13 protein-coding genes are annotated in these 16,538 nt (G+C 64.2%); 5 read left to right on the forward strand and 8 right to left on the reverse strand.

Annotation, left to right across the window (positions count from 1 at the left end):
• Window positions 1-52 precede the first annotated feature (52 nt).
• A complete protein-coding gene (locus tag LVJ94_29940; GenBank protein ID WXB01127.1) occupies window positions 53-1,009 on the forward strand; it encodes a hypothetical protein in 957 nt (318 codons plus the stop codon).
• Here LVJ94_29940 and LVJ94_29945 read toward each other — a convergent pair.
• Window positions 1,006-3,321, reverse strand: coding sequence for a DUF6351 family protein (locus LVJ94_29945; GenBank protein ID WXB01128.1), 2,316 nt, complete (start codon window positions 3,319-3,321; stop codon window positions 1,006-1,008). The genes LVJ94_29940 and LVJ94_29945 overlap by 4 nt on opposite strands.
• 168 nt (window positions 3,322-3,489) lie before the next feature.
• Between LVJ94_29945 and LVJ94_29950 the strand changes: the two genes are divergently transcribed.
• A complete protein-coding gene (locus LVJ94_29950) occupies window positions 3,490-5,079 on the forward strand; it encodes a hypothetical protein (GenBank protein ID WXB01129.1) in 1,590 nt (529 codons plus the stop codon).
• On the opposite strand, the gene LVJ94_29955 is transcribed toward LVJ94_29950, so the two are convergent.
• On the reverse strand, window positions 4,979-5,986 hold the full coding sequence (locus tag LVJ94_29955; protein ID WXB01130.1) for a LysR family transcriptional regulator: 1,008 nt from the start codon (window positions 5,984-5,986) through the stop codon (window positions 4,979-4,981). The genes LVJ94_29950 and LVJ94_29955 overlap by 101 nt on opposite strands.
• A gap of 79 nt (window positions 5,987-6,065) precedes the next feature.
• Between LVJ94_29955 and LVJ94_29960 the strand changes: the two genes are divergently transcribed.
• The gene (locus tag LVJ94_29960; protein WXB01131.1) at window positions 6,066-7,073 is read left to right on the forward strand and encodes an aldo/keto reductase; all 1,008 of its coding nucleotides are present in this window, start codon (window positions 6,066-6,068) and stop codon (window positions 7,071-7,073) included.
• Here LVJ94_29960 and LVJ94_29965 read toward each other — a convergent pair.
• The 3 genes from LVJ94_29965 to LVJ94_29975 form a co-directional block, all read right to left on the reverse strand.
• On the reverse strand, window positions 7,070-8,359 hold the full coding sequence (locus tag LVJ94_29965; protein WXB01132.1) for an Hsp70 family protein: 1,290 nt from the start codon (window positions 8,357-8,359) through the stop codon (window positions 7,070-7,072). The genes LVJ94_29960 and LVJ94_29965 overlap by 4 nt on opposite strands.
• 104 nt (window positions 8,360-8,463) lie before the next feature.
• Entirely contained in the window at window positions 8,464-10,179 is a 1,716-nt protein-coding gene (locus LVJ94_29970; protein WXB01133.1) for a M14 family metallopeptidase, read from the reverse strand.
• A 10-nt stretch (window positions 10,180-10,189) separates the two neighbouring features.
• Window positions 10,190-10,555 carry a DUF4377 domain-containing protein gene (locus tag LVJ94_29975; protein WXB01134.1) on the reverse strand — a complete coding sequence of 122 codons (366 nt, stop codon included), beginning with the start codon at window positions 10,553-10,555 and terminating at the stop codon, window positions 10,190-10,192.
• 456 nt (window positions 10,556-11,011) lie between these two features.
• Here LVJ94_29975 and LVJ94_29980 point away from each other — a divergent pair, with 456 nt between their 5' ends.
• On the forward strand, window positions 11,012-12,169 hold the full coding sequence (locus LVJ94_29980; GenBank protein ID WXB01135.1) for a serine/threonine protein kinase: 1,158 nt from the start codon (window positions 11,012-11,014) through the stop codon (window positions 12,167-12,169).
• A 23-nt stretch (window positions 12,170-12,192) separates the two neighbouring features.
• Window positions 12,193-13,662, forward strand: a complete 1,470-nt coding sequence (locus LVJ94_29985) for an amidohydrolase family protein (GenBank protein ID WXB01136.1) — start codon at window positions 12,193-12,195, stop codon at window positions 13,660-13,662.
• 122 nt (window positions 13,663-13,784) lie between these two features.
• Here the strand turns inward: LVJ94_29985 and LVJ94_29990 are convergent, their stop codons facing one another.
• The 3 genes from LVJ94_29990 to LVJ94_30000 are packed head-to-tail and all read right to left on the reverse strand — an operon-like array spanning window position 13,785 to window position 16,483.
• On the reverse strand, window positions 13,785-14,372 hold the full coding sequence (locus tag LVJ94_29990) for an LUD domain-containing protein (protein ID WXB01137.1): 588 nt from the start codon (window positions 14,370-14,372) through the stop codon (window positions 13,785-13,787).
• Entirely contained in the window at window positions 14,362-15,744 is a 1,383-nt protein-coding gene (locus LVJ94_29995) for a lactate utilization protein (protein ID WXB01138.1), read from the reverse strand. Before LVJ94_29995 ends, LVJ94_29990 begins: the two co-directional genes overlap by 11 nt.
• A complete protein-coding gene (locus LVJ94_30000) occupies window positions 15,731-16,483 on the reverse strand; it encodes a (Fe-S)-binding protein (GenBank protein ID WXB01139.1) in 753 nt (250 codons plus the stop codon). Before LVJ94_30000 ends, LVJ94_29995 begins: the two co-directional genes overlap by 14 nt.
• Window positions 16,484-16,538 lie beyond the last annotated feature (55 nt).

The raw sequence follows: 16,538 nt of genomic DNA on the forward strand, positions 1-16,538 counted from the left end.
CTATCCTCGGTCGCGTTCGAGATTCCTCATTACGGGCGCCATCAAAGAGGACGTGCGTCGTTATCTTCTCGTTTTGCTTTTCGCCATCAGCTTGGCCCCCTCCGCGCAATGTGAACCGCTCCCGATCGAGAAAACGTACGCCGTGCCCGGCCCGTTTCTCGTCACACGGAGCACGGTCAACAATGCCTTTGGGCTACCCCAGTACGAACTCTTCTACCCTGCCACCGTGGGGTTGCCGGGACTTCGCTATCCATTGCTCGTCTGGGGCAACGGCACGTCCGCCACGGTGGGGCAATACAGCCGGCTGCTGACGCAGATGGCCTCATGGGGCTTCGTCGTCATCGCCACGACGAGCGTGACCACGGGCACCGGCGAGGAAATGCTCGCGTCGCTCGATTGGCTCACCGCCGCGAACGACGACCCGTCGAGCCTCTTTCACCACGCGCTCGATCCCACGAAAATCGGTGTGTTCGGGCATTCCCAGGGCGCCGGCGGCAGCATTCGTACGCTCGCGGCCGCGAATGCACCCGGCTCCACCCATCGGTTCGTCACCACCGTGGTGCCCATCGAGCTGCCAGCCCAAAAGTGGATCTGCTTCGGCAGCCTCGATCTCGGGTGCAAGGAGCCGCGATGGTTCTCCGGCGGTGACATCCGCAGCGGCTCCGTCTTCTTCGTCAACGGCAGCCGCGACGTGATCGCCTCCCCTTCCTTCCAGTCACCGGACGAAAAGGGCGAGCAATCGATCGCGGCCTTCTACGATACCGTGCCCGACGGCGTCGCCAAGGCCAAGGCCACGCTGCTCGGCGCCGACCACAACGATATTCAAGATGCGTGCAGCACCGCCTGCAGCGTGGGGCCCATCCCCTATTTCGGATACCTGGTCGCCTGGATGCGCTATCGCCTCTACGGAGATCCCATCGCCCGCGCCGCCTTCACCCACGAGGGAACGGTCCCCGAGGTCTTCCAGAGTCTGCACTGGCGAAACCAGGACAGCCGCTATTTGGACTAAGGAACGGCTACAGAGCGGGCGACGCGGTACGTGAGTCCAATGGGCGGGTGCGGGGTTTCACCGCCGATTGTGGGCCAGAGGATGCTGTGGTCCACGTCGCGAGCGGCGCGTTTCGTGTAGTCGCACACGCCGTCGGGGAAGATGGATCGCAGCTCCGCGAACTCGGCATCGGTGAGCGGTGCGAGGTAGTCGCGGCGGTCGAGCGGCTTGCGCTGGCAGCGAAGCACATCGTCGGTGAGCGGCATTCCGGCGGCGATGCGCGGGGTGCGTGAGACGGGGAAGAACACGGAGCAGGGCCCGATGGCGGAGTCGAAATTCTCGGGGACCTGCACGCGGCCGTGCGGCGTGTCGATCAAGCAGCGATCGCCGGCGGCGAACGGCTTCGAATACGCGACGGCGCGGGCGCGATCCAGAGGACCTATGCCGTACGGCATGAGATCGAGCACGTCGAGCCATCGCGCGAGCGCCTGGTACGCATCGGGCGGCGTCACGCTCGCGCCTCGCCAGATGCTCTGGCCGGCGTCGAGCCCCGAATACCGCCGCAAGCGCGCGCGCACCGAAAAGGGCCGCACGGAATCGTGGATGTTCGCCAGCGGAATGAGGTCCAGATAAAGGCCCATATCCATGACCGGCGTCTCGTCCAGTGCCCCCCGGCCGATGATCTGGCCGGTGCGGTAAATCATCGACTCGGTGTCCGGGTGCATGACCATGCGCTCCGGGGCGAAGTGGCCGTCGATGTCGAACCCGCCGATGCGGCGATTGAGGTCGATGAACTCCGCCGCGCTGAGGCGACGGCGGTTGAAGGCGTCCAGCCCGTACTGCACACCGGTGTTGTCGATCGGCCGGCGCGCAAAGCCCGTCACGGGATCGCGCCCCACCACGTTCACGTTGGCGTCCTGCAAGGTGCAGCGTGCACCGTGGGGATTCGTCACCGGATCGTAGCGAAGGGCGTACGGCACCGAGGGGTCGCACCCATTCTTGGGATCGAGGATGCTCTGCAGCGGCGGGATGCTCCAGCTTTGGCAAATGCCCGTACGCGGCTCGGACCGCGGAGGATCGTGCCCTTCCACCGCCCCCTTTTTGGCCTCGTCCCACGACGGTGCGTACGTCTGGTAATAGTGCGTGAGCAAGCCACAGTCCGCGACGGTCGTGTACGTGGTCCACACGTCCACGAACGTCGCCACCGGCAACGCGCCGCTGAGGAGACCGGGCGCATTGTTGATCGCATTGTATTGCTGAATGGCCGCGCCCGACCCGCCGGACCCCACCGTGGCCGCGATGATTCCGTACTTCTCGGTGATGTGCTCGAGCACCATCATTGCGCTCTCGATGCCCATGAGCGCATTGCACTGAACGCCGAAGGTGCTCAACGTCGAGTGCACGATGGCATCTCCTTGGCGAAGCCGATCCTCCACCCCGAGAAGGGCGCCGAAGTCGAACGGCTCCCCGGGCGAGGCCACCCCGAGCACCGTGCCCGGCGTATTGATCCCCTGGTGATACCCGACGCCGCACAGCGCTCCGAAGAAGTAATAGACGCGGTGATCCCAGCCCGCCGCATCGAAAGGCGCCTGGGGACCGCGCGCATGCGGATCGTCGAGCACCGCGATGCGCGCGATGCCACGGTTGATCGTCGACGACTCCACACGCACCACGAACGGCACGTCACGCCCGTCCTTCGTTCGAATGCGCTCTACATCCGCCGGATAAGCCTCGTACGGATTGGCAAGAGGCTTAAATTCAGGTGAGGTCGAAGATGACCCGCTGGTGCGATAAAACCATTCATAGCGCGTTTCGACCGAACAATCGGAATCCAGTGGATCGCCCAAACCGGATTCGCGTGTTTGGCATAGAAATGGAGACTGATGTGGCCCGGATATCACTGGCCCAGTAATTGGATAATTGACCACGCCGAGCGCGGCGCGCCGTTTTCCATTGGGCCCGGTCGCCAGCGCTTCGATGCGATTGTTGCCTACGATCAACCCGGTCACCAGACCCCGCACCTCGCCGTCCGAACCACGCTTGAACGCGGCCGTAACGTCGATGCCGTTGCGCTGGACGGTGTATTGATCCGCTGCGGAAAGCCCGCGCAAACCGATGAGCACATCGCCACCGGTCACCGCATCCGGCAGCGAGGACAGGGAGATCACATCGAACTCGCCCTTGGCGCGGGGCGGGGTTTTTCGCGTGTGAAAGTCCGCCTGGACCGTGGGCCCGCCTTCCTCGAGCGAGGATGCCTGCTCCGCGATTTCCTCGGAGACGTCTTCGTGCGCCGGCGAACAGCCTCCCGCCACGAGAAGAACGAGAGGCGTCATGGCCCCAAATGTAAGACGTAGTGCGAATAGCCGTTCCGCCGTGGTGAAACCGACCATCATCACCTCCCCCCTGTTCAAGTACCAGGGTGCCCTCTACGATGGCACTTCAATCGAAGCGGTGCCGCTAACAAAGTATGATCATTTCAAATTAGTAATATCGATGTTAGCATGACGACCCCTAAAGACGATATAGACGACACCGAAGAAATTCGTCCCGAGCTCGCAGAGCTGCGCACACGTCTCCATGCTACGACCGACCTTGCCCGACCCGAGGCCATCGCCAAAAGGCGAAAGACGGGCCAGCGCACTGCACGCGAAAACATCGCCGATCTCGTCGACGAAGGCTCGTTCGTCGAATACGGAGCACTGGCCCTGGCCGCCCAGAGGCAGCGCCTCTCGATCGAAGAGCTCGTCCGCAGGAGCCCGGCCGACGGAATCGTCTGCGGCGTAGGCACGGTCAATCGCGCGCTCGTGGGCGAGGAGCGCGCACGCACCATGGTGCTGGCCTACGACTACACCGTTTTTGCGGGCACCCAAGGCGGCATCGGGCACAAGAAGCTCGATCGCATGCTCGGGCTCGCAGCCGATTGGCGCGTCCCCATCGTGCTCTTCGCCGAGGGAGGCGGCGGGCGCCCGAGCGACACGGACATGCCCTTGGTGGCGGGCCTCGACACCACGAGCTTCCTGGCCTTTGCCGCACTCTCCGGCGTTGCACCGCGCGTGGGCATCGTGTCGGGCCGCTGTTTCGCCGGCAACGCGGCGCTCCTCGGTTGCGCGGACGTGATCATCGCGACGGAGGACAGCAACATCGGCATGGGCGGTCCCGCGATGATCGAAGGCGGCGGCCTGGGCACGTTCGCCCCCGAGGAAATCGGCCCCATCGACGTGCAGACCAAGAACGGCGTCGTCGACCTTCGCGTGCGCGACGAGGCGGAAGCCGTGGCCGTCGCGAAAAAGTACCTCGCGTACTTCCAGGGCCCGTCGCCCGAGTGGACGAGCCCCGATCAGAGCACCTTGCGCAACGCACTCCCCGAGCGCCGCCGGCGCGCGTACAAGGTTCGGCCCATCATCGAGACCTTGGCCGACGCCGGCTCGGTGCTCGAGTTGCGGCGCGATTTCGGGCGCAGCCTGGTCACCGCGCTGATCCGCCTCGAGGGCCGGTCCGTCGGCCTGATCGCCAACGACCCGTTCCACCTGGGAGGTGCGCTCGATGCCGATGCCGCCGACAAGGCCTCGCGCTTCTTTCAATTGTGCGATGCCTTCGGCCTGCCCATCGTCTCGCTTTGCGACACGCCCGGATTCATGGTCGGCCCTCAGGCCGAGAAGACCGCGCTGGTGCGACACGTTTCGCGCATGTTCATCGCCGCGGGGAGCCTCTCCGTTCCCTTCTTCACCGTGGTGCTGCGCAAAGGCTACGGCCTCGGCGCGCAGGCCATGGCGGGCGGGCACTTCCACGCTCCCTTCTTCAACGTGGCCTGGCCCACGGGCGAGTTCGGGCCGATGAACCTGGAGGGCGCCGTCCGCTTGGCCATGCGCCGCGAACTCGAATCGGTCGCCGATCCCACGGAACGCGAGCAGATATTTCAAGCCATGGTCGCCGAGGCCTACCGCCGAGGAAAGGCCATCAACATGGCCTCTTTTCTGGAGATCGACGCGGTCATCGATCCGGCCGAGACGCGCGCGTGGCTCGTTCGCGGTTTGAAGTCCGCCCCTTCGCGTTCGCACGTGGAGAAGCGCCGGATCGTGGATGCTTGGTAAACTCCCTCTCGGCGAGGTTCGCTATTTTCTCGCGAATGAAGCGACCCGCCGGATTGTCGTCGTCGGCCGCCGACCATAGAAGCTCCATGGGCGTCCCCGAAAGCGCAAAGGGCAATTCCGTCATACGCAATCGCGGGCGCTCCGCACAAATGGAACGTGCCACGGTCTCCGGAATGGTGGCGAGCAGCGCCGAGCCCTCGATGATGGCCCCCACATTGTGGAAGCTGGATACCGAACAACGAACGATGCGCGTCTTGCGCAGCAGATCTTCGACGATGCCGCGCAGATCGCCATTGTACGAGACGATGACGTGCTCGTGGGCGAAGTATTCACGTTCGCGCAGCGGCAATTTGAAATGCGCATACCGCGGATCGTACATGCAGACGAACCCGGTTTCGTAGAGAGGACGTCGCTTGAACCCCGCGGGAAGATCGTCGGCCACGGTCACCGCGACATCGATTTGCCGTGATGCAAGCGCCAACCCCACCGTGCGAAACTGCACGGGCAGCGCGATGATCCGCATGCGCGGGGCCTCCTTCTCCAACGCGCGGAGCAGCGGCGGGAGCAGCCACGTCTCGATGACGTCCGAAAAGCCGATGCGGAAGGTGTGGTCGCTGCTGCGCGGATCGAAAGGCTGGGGCGCGAGCGCCGCATCGAGCAGCGCGGAGAGATGGGGCCGCACCATGGCCAAGAGGTCCTCCCCGCGATGGGTGAGCGCAATCCCGCGCCCGCGCCGGGTGAAGAGGGGTGCGCCCACGGTCTCCGTGAGCCTGCGCAACGCCGCGCTGATGGCGGGTTGCGTGAGATAAAGCCGGCCGGCCGCCGCTGTCACACTCTCGCAGTCGGCCACCGCGACGAAGACGCGCAGAAGGTTCAGATCCAGGTTCCTTCCATAATCCTCGTTCATGTCTCATATATATCTTATTCGTTGGTCTAATGAGACATGGAGCCGTACGAATGAGGGCAACCAACGAGGAGAGAGAACGATGAGCCAAGAAAAAGCCCCCCGCACGATCCAGCTCGGCAAGACCGGGCCCAAAGTTTTTTCCCTGGGACTCGGCTGCATGGCCTTTTCCGGCATGTACGGCGCCACCAGTGAGGACGAAGGCATCGCCACCATTCGCGCGGCCATCGAACGCGGCGTGACCTTGCTCGACACGGGCGACTTCTACGGCATGGGCCACAACGAGATGCTCATCCGGCGCGCCCTGGAAGGCCAAGGCTACCAACGCGACAACCTGCAGATCTCGGTGAAGTTCGGCGGCTTGCGAGCCCCCGACGGCGCCTTTCTCGCCGTCGACATGCGCCCCGTCGCGGTGAAAAACTTCGCGGCCTACAGCCTGAAACGCCTCGGGGTCGAGGTGATCGACATCTACCGCCCCTCGCGGCTCGATCCCAACGTGCCCATCGAGGAGACCGTCGGCGCCATCGCGGATCTGATCAAGCAGGGCTACGTTCGCCACGTCGGCCTCTCCGAGGTGGGAGCAGAAACGATTCGCCGCGCCCATGCGGTGCATCCCGTCACCGATCTTCAAATCGAGTATTCGCTGGCCAGCCGCGGTCCCGAAGAAAAGATCTTCCCCGTGCTGCGGGAGCTAGGGATCAGCGCCACGCTGTACGGCATCCTCTCGCGCGGTCTGCTCAGCGGACGAAAGCCCAAGGACGCGAGCGATTTCCGTTCGCACCTTCCGCGTTTCAGCGGCGACGACGGCGCCCACAACGAGCAGATCGTCGCACGTCTCCGCGCCTTCGCCGAGGCCAGCGGCCGCACGCCCTCGCAGCTTGCCATCGCGTGGGTCGCCGCCAAGCAACCCGCCTTCGTTCCGCTGGTTGGCGCGAGAACGCTGGCGCAGCTCGACGACGCCTTCGGGGTACTCGACAAGCCACTCTCCGTCGAAGACGTGCACGCACTGGAGGCCATCGTCCCGGTGGGCTCATTCCGCGGCGATCGATACAGCGCCGTGCAAATGGCCCACCTGGACAGCGAGCGCTAGGCCAGATCGTGCGCGCGCAGGGCGAGGCCGCTGGCGACGGAGATCATCTCGCCGCCGGCCTCGATTTTCTCCGCGCCGAAGCGCGTGTCGAAAATGCGGCGCACGGCGGGCACGAACGACGTGCCGCCGGTCATGAATACGCGATCCACTTCGTTCGGGCTCACGCCGACGCGGGCCAACAGGCGATCGACGCATTCGGACATGGCCGCGGTCTCCTCGTCGATCCACGATTCGAAATCGCCGCGGGTGAGCTCGTGCTCGATGCGCAGCGATTCGTCCTCGAAGAGGAAGGTCGTGCGATCGCTCTTGGAGAGCGCGACCTTGGTCTTTTCAATGGACCGGTACAAGTGATAGCCGAGGTCCTGATCGATGATATGCACCAGCCCGCGGATCTTCGCCGGCTCCATCGATTGATCCTGAATCTCGCGCAGAAGCTCCGTCGTTCGCTTCGACTTGAGGAACGAGAGGTGGTGCCAGCGACGGAGTTTCCCGTAGATCCACACGGGCACCGGCAGCTCCTTGCCCAGCATGGACCGGTACGAGGATCCCAGCCCGAGGTACGGAGAGACCACGTTGTGCAGGATCTTCGCGTCGAGCGCGTCGCCGGCGAGGCCCACACCGTCGTTGCCCAGGATGCGCTCGGCCTGCGACGCCTTGCGTGCCCCAGGGCCCACGCGAATGAGGGAAAAGTCACTCGTACCGCCACCGAAGTCGGCAATGAGCACGAGCTCGTCGTGATCGAGGCGTGATTCGTAATAGTACGCCGCGGCCACCGGTTCGTATTCGAAGACGATGTCCTCGAATCCGGCGGCGGCAATCGCTTTTCGCAGACGGCCTTCGGCAAACGCGTCGTCGTCGTCGCCCTTGCCACCGGAGAAGTGGACCGGCCTGCCGACGACGATGCGCGGTCCCAGGGAGCCCATCTGCTTCTCGGCCAAGCCGCACAGGGCGCGCACGAGAAACGAGAGAAGATCCGTCAGCGTGTAGTTGCGTCCGAAGACGCTGGTGGCCTCGAAGCCCGGATCGGACAAGTACGTTTTGAGCGATTGAATCAGCCGTCCGCTGCCGTCGGCTTCCAAATATTCGTCGATGGCCGTGGGGCCCGCTACCGAGGTGATGCCCCGACGGGCGTCACGCGCATCGGGGTGAAAGTACAAGATGGACCGAAATGTGTCCGTGACGCCGCCGCGATGTTCGAATTGCGCGAGGGTGACGTCCCGCCCGGCTCCCGCCAGAGCGAGCGCACTGTTCGTCGTCCCGAGATCGAGTCCCAAAGCTCTGCGCATTTACGCCTCCTTATTTTGAAGACGTCGTGGCGAGTACACGACGTGCCACGCAGGGGGGCAGCGTATCTAGTCTGCCCCGAGGCATCGCGCAAGCTTCTATTCGATCAACGAAACGCGTCGGAGTCGGTTCGGTAGACCGGGTACAGGTCGAGGCGCTCGTCGAACGAGGGATGGCGCCGGTAGAAAAAGTCGAGCCGCGCCGCGGGATTGCGCGCGAACTCCGGCTCGCGTCCCAGTTTTTGCGCGAACTCAGCGGCGAGCGCAGGATCCGCCGCCAACATTTCCTGCGCAACCTGCTCGGCCACGTAGGCATCCATGTACTCTTTGCGCTCGTAGACGGCGTTGAAGAAGCCCCATGCGCCGAACGAATCGGGCGCCTGCGGCTCGAGCAGCGCCATGGCAAGCCGCGCGAAGGGCTGCGCGATGGGGACGAAGAGCGACCCCGAGGGAACCTCGCGCGTCTCCGAATGCCACGCCCCCTCGAGCGACACCATGGTGCGCCCTTCGAAGGGCGCAGGCTGGAACGTCACCTTCGACGCGCGGAAGGCGGTCACCGGTGCCTCAGCCACCGGCGCACTCAACCGGCGCGACGAGATGCCGTGCAACGCGAGCCGCGCACCGATGTCCTGCGCATACGCCGCCGGCACGATGTAGCCACCCCTCGGCGCGGGCTCGCTGCGCTTCACCACGACCCCGGTCCGCAAGGGCACCCGCCAGATCTGCGGCTTCGACGAATCGTAGCGTGTGGCCAGCTGGCCCGAAATCGGCGAAGGCTCACGGGTATAGGCATATCCGCGAAACTCGATTTCGGTCACGTCGTCGCGGAGGCCATAGTCGATTTCGACGGACTGCCCGCCCAGCGTGGCCCCGGCGGCATCGGCTTTCTCGACCACGGCCAGCGCCGCGGCGCCTTTGGTAACCGTCCAATCCGTGAGCCCTGCGATGGTATTCAGGGTAATGCGAACGCGCGTCTCGTAACTCTTCCACGAATGCGTCTCCAAGAGCAGCGTGAAGCGATTGCGCAGGTTCCAATAGCCCGTGGAAAAGCGTGGACTGTACACGTAATGCTCGAAGCCCGATTCGGGGTCGTCCTGCCGTGCCAAGCTCGGATAAAACGGCAAAGGCAGCGACCCTTCGGCCGCAAGCTTGGCGATCACGTGCTCACGCAAATCGAGCCCCGTCGCGCGAAGCGAGGGATCACCCGTGTGGATCGGTTCCACCTGCACGGAGACGTCGTGTTCGAAATCGGCCCCGTTGGTGACGTGCAGATCGGCATAGACCAGCGGATTCCACTCCAGGAGCAAGCGCATCATCGCTTGCATTTCCGGGGAATCCACCTTGGCGTAATCGCGATTCAAGTTGAGATTCTGCGACGTGCTGCGCCAGCCCATTTCCTCGGGCCCGACTTGGTTCGGACGATTCCATTTTCCGAAGCGCTCGTGCCCGTCCACGTTGAAGACCGGCACGAACAAGATGGCCATCTTGTCCAGCGCCGCGGATCGCCCCTCGAGCATCTCGCGCAGGGCCATGAAGCCGGCGTCCTTGCCATCGCTCTCGCCGGGGTGAATCCCGCCTTGTAGAAAGAGCACCGGGATCTTTCGCTCGGCGATCTCCTTCGCCGTCAAAGCGCCCGTGCGGGTCGCGATCAGCGCGATCATGGGACGCTCTTCGGGGGTGCGCCCGAACTCGAAACAGCGCACGGCATCGGGCCAGGTTTCGGCATACGCGCGCCCAAGACGCAGCACCTCGTCGTAGCGCCCCGTCTTCTCGAAGCGGGTCTGCTCGGCGATCGTTCGAAGATGGTCGAGATTTCGGCTCATGGGTCCGCCTCTAGGGCTTCGCAGGGGTTTGTTCCAGCACCTCGACCAAGATTAAGCGCAGGCTCGAGCCATCCGCCGGCGGGTTCGGGACCTTTTCCTCGCGGATGCGCAGGCGCGCCTTCACGCCAGCCTTGTGGGTGAACCCCTCGATGCCCGAGTACCAGAGCTCCCACTCGGCCTGCGGGTTCTTGCGAATGCGCAAGCACTTCTGCGGTCCCACCCCGGTGCAGTCGACCATCTGCGCATCGACTTCGATCTCGCGCGTCCCCTCGGCCTCCGCCGCCACGGGCGTCGTGCCGCTTCCCGCCGACGGCGACGGGTTGGAACATCCGGCGAGAGCCATCCCCACGACGATCATCCCGAGCTCGCATTTCATCGCATCCCTCCTCCGTTGGGGGGCGAGCATACGCCAAGCGGTCGTCACCAACGTGTCCCCCAAACGAAGCACGAGCCCGATGCGTTCCCCCGTGAGTCCCTTCCGACAAGCCGGAAGAGCCATGGCGACTCGTCGATGCACGTGCGCGCTGCCACGAAAGGTTGCCTCGACCACGGCGGCGACGGTGTGGGCCGCGGCGAGCGGATGACAATCGGACGCGAATGCGCGTCGCTGCAATTGTCGGCAGCCGGATTCGTGTTCACGTTGACTAGGTGCGCAACAGCAGGGTGCAACCGCGGTGCAACAAGGGTGCAACAGGGTGCAACACCGGAACCGCGTACGACGGAGCGATAGTTTCGGCGATTTTTATGAGATAGTCGCGCGCTCGAGGCCTGGAACGACGGTTGCTGAATGCACAACGTCGAGGAGCTCTGACGCGGCCATGCGGGGGTATCCATGTTGATGGAGGGAGAGGTCTTTCTGGAGAAGTACCGTATCGAGCGGCAGATCGGCTGCGGCGGCATGGGAGCCGTCTATTCGGCGGTGGATATCGACCTGGACAGGCGGGTTGCCATCAAGGTACTTCTTCCCGAAATCGCGGCCTCGTCTTTGGCCGCGACACGATTCATTAATGAGGGCCGCGCCGCCGCTCGCGTCGAGGGCGACCACGTGGCACGTGTGTTTGCCGCCGGCCGCACGCCGAAGGGCGTGCCCTACATGGTCATGGAGTTTCTCGAGGGCGTCGACCTGGAAGGGCTTTTGCGCAAACGCGGAAGGCTCGCCGTTTGGGAGGCGGTCGATATCCTTCTTCAGGCGCTGAAGGGCGTCGCAGAAGCGCATCGGCACGGGATCGTGCACCGCGATCTGAAGCCGGCCAACCTGTTCCTGCACCGTCGAGGCGACGGCGCATACGTGGTCAAGGTGCTCGACTTCGGTGTCTCCAAAGCGAACCGTCCCTCCACCATCGCCCCATCGGACGATCAGGACGAGCCCGAGCTCACCGTCACCAAGGCGCTGCTTGGGTCGCCGGCGTACATGTCGCCCGAGCAGCTGTACGACTCGAAGCGCGTCGACGTCCGCACGGACATCTGGTCGCTCGGCGTGATCTTTTACGAGATGCTCGCCGGTGTCGCACCCTTCGAGGAAAAATCGCTGAGCGATCTGGTCGTCGCCATTCTGCACAAGACGCCGCCGCCCCTCCGTGAGCTGCGTCCGGACATCGCACCGGAACTGGAACGCATCCTCGACGGCTGCCTCACCCGCGATCGCGACCAGCGCACGGCCACCGCGGCTGCACTGGCCGAGCAGCTGGAGGACTTCGCCGCGAGCGGTCTTGGCGACGCCGACACCGAACCGCCGCCGAGCCTCACCGAGCCGGCGCACACCCTCGTCGAACCCGTGCGGGCCATGGCCGAGGCAGCCGCCGCCACCATCGTCGAGTCCTCGCCGTCGTCGTTGATGCCGCCCCCGTCGTCGATGACGCCGTCCTCTTCCCTGGTGAAGACGGAGGTGTGGGAGCCCAAGACACCGCCGTCGCTGGTGCTGCAGATTTCCTTCTTCTTCCTCATGCTCGCCGCGTTTGCGGTGGCCTGCATCGCCGTCTGGCGCCCCTGATTCGGCCGAAGTAGTACGGGAGCATGCGCCATCTTGCTCTCGTGCTTTTGCTTTCGTTGACCGCCTGTGGCTCCAAAGCTCCGACCCCCGCCGCCTCCGCGCCCCCTGCCCCTTCGGGCCCCACGTTCTCACCGGCGAGCTTCGCCCTGGTTCATGCGACGGTGGTCGATGTTGCCCACGGCACCGCGCTGCCGGAGCGCACGGTGGTGGTGGACGGCGATCGCATCGCCGCCGTCACGGACGAAGCGCCGGCGGGGGTGCGCACCGTCGAGGCGCGCGGCAAGTTCGTCATTCCGGGGCTCTGGGACATGCATGTCCATATGAACGATCCGGTGGCCCCGCGGCTCTTCGTGGCCAATGGCGTAACCGCCGTTCGCGTGATGTGGGGAAATCCCGATTTCGGGGGCCAAAAGAATCGCCGCCACTTCGACATGCGCGACGCGTTCGACAAGAAAGAGAGTCTCGGCCCGCGCATGGTCGTCGCGAGCCAGATCCTCGATGGCCCGAAGCCGTTTTGGCCTGGTTCGACGGCGGTTTCGACGCCGGAGCAGGGTCGTCGCGTCGTCGATGAGGAAAAGAAGAACGGCGCCGACTTCATCAAAGTGTATTCGGAGCTTCCGCGCGACGTGTATTTCGCCATTGCGGAGGAAAGCAAGAAAGAGAATATCCCGTTCGCGGGCCACGTGCCCATGTTGGTGACCGCCGGCGAGGCCAGCGATGCCGGACAAAAGAGCATCGAGCATTTGACGGGGATGCTCAGCAGCACCTCGTCGCACGAAGCGGCCATGCGGAAGAAGGCGGCGCAATACGAAAAACGCTCCGCCGCCGAGCGCTACAAATTGTTTCTTGCGCAGCTCGGCGAGGCCGTCGATACCTACGATGCGGAAAAGGCCAAATCGCTCTTTGCCAAATTCGTAACCAACGGTACTTGGCAGTGCCCCACGCTGATCGAAGAATACGGCCACGCGTCCCAAGACGACACGTCACGGGCGAAGGATCCGCGGCTCGAATACGTGTCGGGCTTCGTCAAAGAGATGTGGACCCCGCGCCAAGCGCCGGGCAGCAAAGGTTTCACGAAGGCAGACCACGCCCTTTTCCGGCGCGCATTCGACAAGAAGGTGGCCATGGTCGGTGCAATGCACGCCGCCGGCGTCTCCCTTCTCGCGGGCAGCGACGAGATGAACCCTTATTGCTTCGCCGGCTCCGGTCTCCACGACGAACTCGCATGGCTCGTCAAAGCGGGACTCACCCCCGCCGACGCCCTGCGCGCCGCGACCACGAACCCCGCGCGCTTCCTCGGCCGCGAAAATGAATTGGGCGAAGTCGCCGAGGGCAAAGTCGGTGACCTCGTGGTCCTCGACGAAAACCCGCTCGCGGACATCGAAAACATCCGCAAAATCCACGCCGTCATCTCTCGCGGCACCCTCTACGACCGCGCAGAACTGGACAAGATTCTAGCAAGCGTGAAGGAAGACGCAAAAAAGCACGACTGATCAAAAGAAGGAGAATTCACAGGAAGACGGGAAGACGGGAAGGCGGGAAGGTTTAAGAGGGGATTTATATAAAAAAACCCTTCCCGTCTTCCCGTCTTCCTGTGAATTCTCTCCCTCTCCTCTTATACGACCAATGCCGTGCAAGAGCGGGGGCCTTGGGCGCCGATGACGAGCGACTGCTCGATGTCGGCGGTTTTCGAGGGGCCCGAGATGAAGGTCGAGAAGCCTCGGGTGCCGACGTGGATGCGCTCGTAGGCCTCGTGCATGTTGTGCACGATGGTGTCGGCGCGTAGGACCAGCACCATGTGCTGGGCCAGGTACCAGCCGGCGCGGAAGGGGAATCCGTCTTCGACGACCCAAACCGCACCGTTTTCGGCCACGCCCAATTGGCCCGGCAGCACGCATACATCGATGTCCTCGAGCTCCGTGGGAACGATGATCGCGTCGAGGTTCACGTTGGCCTTGTTCACGCCGGGCACCAGAGAAAGGACGCGCGCGGCCGTCTCGTATTCGGGCAGTCGTGAAAGCGCATTTTCGATATCGTCGCTGCCCGCGAAGATGCAACGCCCGCCCACGTCGGTGAGGCTCTTGGCAAATTGCGCGTGCACGTCGGGGTATTGCACGCCCGATGTCGGTAGATCCGGCAGCGGCTTCGGTGGAACGTGCGCCGCGCGCAGGGCTCGCAAAATATCGTTTCGGCTATTGGCCACGGCGCCTCCGATAGAGCTCGCGGAAACTCTCCTTGGGTGCGGGAGGGAGCTCGCGCTGGCGCCCCCAATCGTTCGCGCGAAGCAGTGCCTTTGGCAACTTCGGCAAAATCCACCGCGCGATTCGCCCCAAAAATTCGTACGCCCACGTGCGCGCCAGCACCCAGCCCGCCAGCTGCGATGCCGCTCGCTTGCGCAGCGGAATCAGCTCGGCGTGCCCCAACTCGCCCCGCCACAAGAGGAGCTGCTGGTGCAGGTCGATCTGCACGGGGCACACATCGCTGCACGAACCGCACAGCGTCGAGGCAAAGGGCAAACTGCGGTGCTTCTTCGGATCGATGTGCGGCGCCAGCACCGCCCCCAACGGCCCCGGCACCGTCACACCATAACTGTGGCCGCCGCTGCGCCGGTACACCGGGCACGTGTTCATGCACGCCCCGCAGCGGATGCACTGCAGGGTGCGCCGGTAGTGCTCGCGGCCCAGGATCGCGCTGCGCCCGTGGTCGACGATCACGATGTGCAGCTCTCCGCCGGGGCGCGGCCCGTGGAAATGCGAGGAGTACGCCGTCACCGGCTGCCCGGTCGCCGAGCGCGCGAGCAGCCGCAAAAATACGCCCAAATCTTTCGCACGCGGAATCACCTTCTCGATGCCCATGCACGCGATGTGGAGCGGAGGAATCGATGTGCCCAGATCCGCATTGCCCTCGTTGGTGCACACCACCACCCCGCCCGTCTCCGCGATGGCGAAGTTCACCCCGGTGATCCCGGCCTGCGCCGCCAACAGGTTCCCGCGAAGCCTGCCGCGCGCGACCTCGGTCAGCACCTTGGGATCGGACGTGCCCGATGCCGCCCCCATCGTGTCGTGGAAAAGATCGCCAATCTCCTCCTTCTTCAAATGGATCGCCGGCATCACGATGTGGCTCGGCGGCTCGTGCCGGAGCTGCACGATGCGCTCGCCCAAGTCCGTGTCGATGACCTCGATGCCGTGCGCTTCCAAATAGTGATTCAGCCCGCACTGCTCGGTGAGCATCGATTTGCTCTTCACCACGCGCGTCACGTTCGCCCGCGCGAGAAGGCCGTGCACGATGCGATTGTGCTCCTCCGCATCGCGCGCGAAGTGCACGTGCGCCCCCAGCGCCGTCGCCTTCTGCTCGAATTCCTCCAAGTAGTCGGCCAGGCGCGACAAGGTGTGCGCTTTGATGTCCGCCCCCAGCGCCCGCAACGTCTCCCATTCGGGAATCACGGAGGTCGCGCGATCGCGCTTCTGGCGCACGAACCATAGAGACTCGTCGTGCCATTTCAAGCGCGCATCGTTCGCCACGAACGCGGCGGCATTTTCGGGGTGCTCGGTGGTCATCCCTTCACGTGTGTCCATGTCCGCCCGTCGCCTCCGCCAGAATCTCTGCCACGTGCATCACGCGAATCGGTTTTTTCTGCCGCCGCAGCAAACCGTCGAGGTGCATCAGGCAACTCATGTCTCCTCCGGTGATGATCTCGGCCCCCCCGCGTTCGTGATCCGCAATGCGTCCATTGCCCATGGCCACCGAAACCGCCTCTTCCCCAACCGCGAACGTGCCCCCAAAACCGCAACACTCGTCCCCGCGCGAGAGATCGGCAAATTCGATTCCTTCGAGTCCGGACAAAAGTGACCTCACCTTGTCGAACGGCTGCACGCGTCGCTCGCTCCCACTGGCCAAACGCAGTTCGCGCAATCCATGGCAGCTGGCGTGCAGCCCCACGCGATGTGCAAAGCGTCCCTCGGGCTTCGCCCCCAGCACGTCATGGAGAAACTCGCACAGCTCGAAGGTCTTGCTGCGGAGCTCGGCGATGCGATCCGGCACCAGCTCGGCGTAGTGGTTGCGCACCATCGAGGTGCAGCTCCCAGATGGGCACACGATGTATTGGTAGGATGAGAAAACCTCCAGGAACTTGTCTGCGATGGGCTTGGCAGCATCAAACGAACCCGAGTTGAACACGGGCTGACCGCAGCAGGTTTGCGCTTGTGGGTAATCTACGCGGGCGCCGTAGCGTTCGAGCAATTCCAAGGTAGCGAGCCCGACCTTGGGATAGAATTGGTCGACGTAACAGGGGATGAAGAGGGCGATGTCGATCATCGGAGGACTCGGTCTATCTTGCCCTCAAACCACGTAAAGGCACACGACGAAAGGT

The organism is Sorangiineae bacterium MSr11367 (assembly GCA_037157805.1).
Classification (GTDB): domain Bacteria; phylum Myxococcota_A; class Polyangia; order Polyangiales; family Polyangiaceae; genus Pendulispora; species Pendulispora rubella.

Bases quoted from the DNA above. Each gene is read 5' to 3' on its own strand.
- LVJ94_30000 (WXB01139.1), bottom strand. From the start codon at position 16,483: ATGATCGACATCGCCCTCTTCATCCCCTGTTACGTCGACCAATTCTAT.
- LVJ94_29970 (WXB01133.1), bottom strand. From the start codon at position 10,179: ATGAGCCGAAATCTCGACCATCTTCGAACGATCGCCGAGCAGACCCGC.
- LVJ94_29950 (WXB01129.1), top strand. From the start codon at position 3,490: ATGACGACCCCTAAAGACGATATAGACGACACCGAAGAAATTCGTCCC.
- LVJ94_29965 (WXB01132.1), bottom strand. From the start codon at position 8,359: ATGCGCAGAGCTTTGGGACTCGATCTCGGGACGACGAACAGTGCGCTC.
- LVJ94_29955 (WXB01130.1), bottom strand. From the start codon at position 5,986: ATGAACGAGGATTATGGAAGGAACCTGGATCTGAACCTTCTGCGCGTC.
- LVJ94_29960 (WXB01131.1), top strand. From the start codon at position 6,066: ATGAGCCAAGAAAAAGCCCCCCGCACGATCCAGCTCGGCAAGACCGGG.
- LVJ94_29995 (WXB01138.1), bottom strand. From the start codon at position 15,744: ATGGACACACGTGAAGGGATGACCACCGAGCACCCCGAAAATGCCGCC.
- LVJ94_29980 (WXB01135.1), top strand. From the start codon at position 11,012: ATGTTGATGGAGGGAGAGGTCTTTCTGGAGAAGTACCGTATCGAGCGG.
- LVJ94_29945 (WXB01128.1), bottom strand. From the start codon at position 3,321: ATGACGCCTCTCGTTCTTCTCGTGGCGGGAGGCTGTTCGCCGGCGCAC.
- LVJ94_29975 (WXB01134.1), bottom strand. From the start codon at position 10,555: ATGAAATGCGAGCTCGGGATGATCGTCGTGGGGATGGCTCTCGCCGGA.
- LVJ94_29985 (WXB01136.1), top strand. From the start codon at position 12,193: ATGCGCCATCTTGCTCTCGTGCTTTTGCTTTCGTTGACCGCCTGTGGC.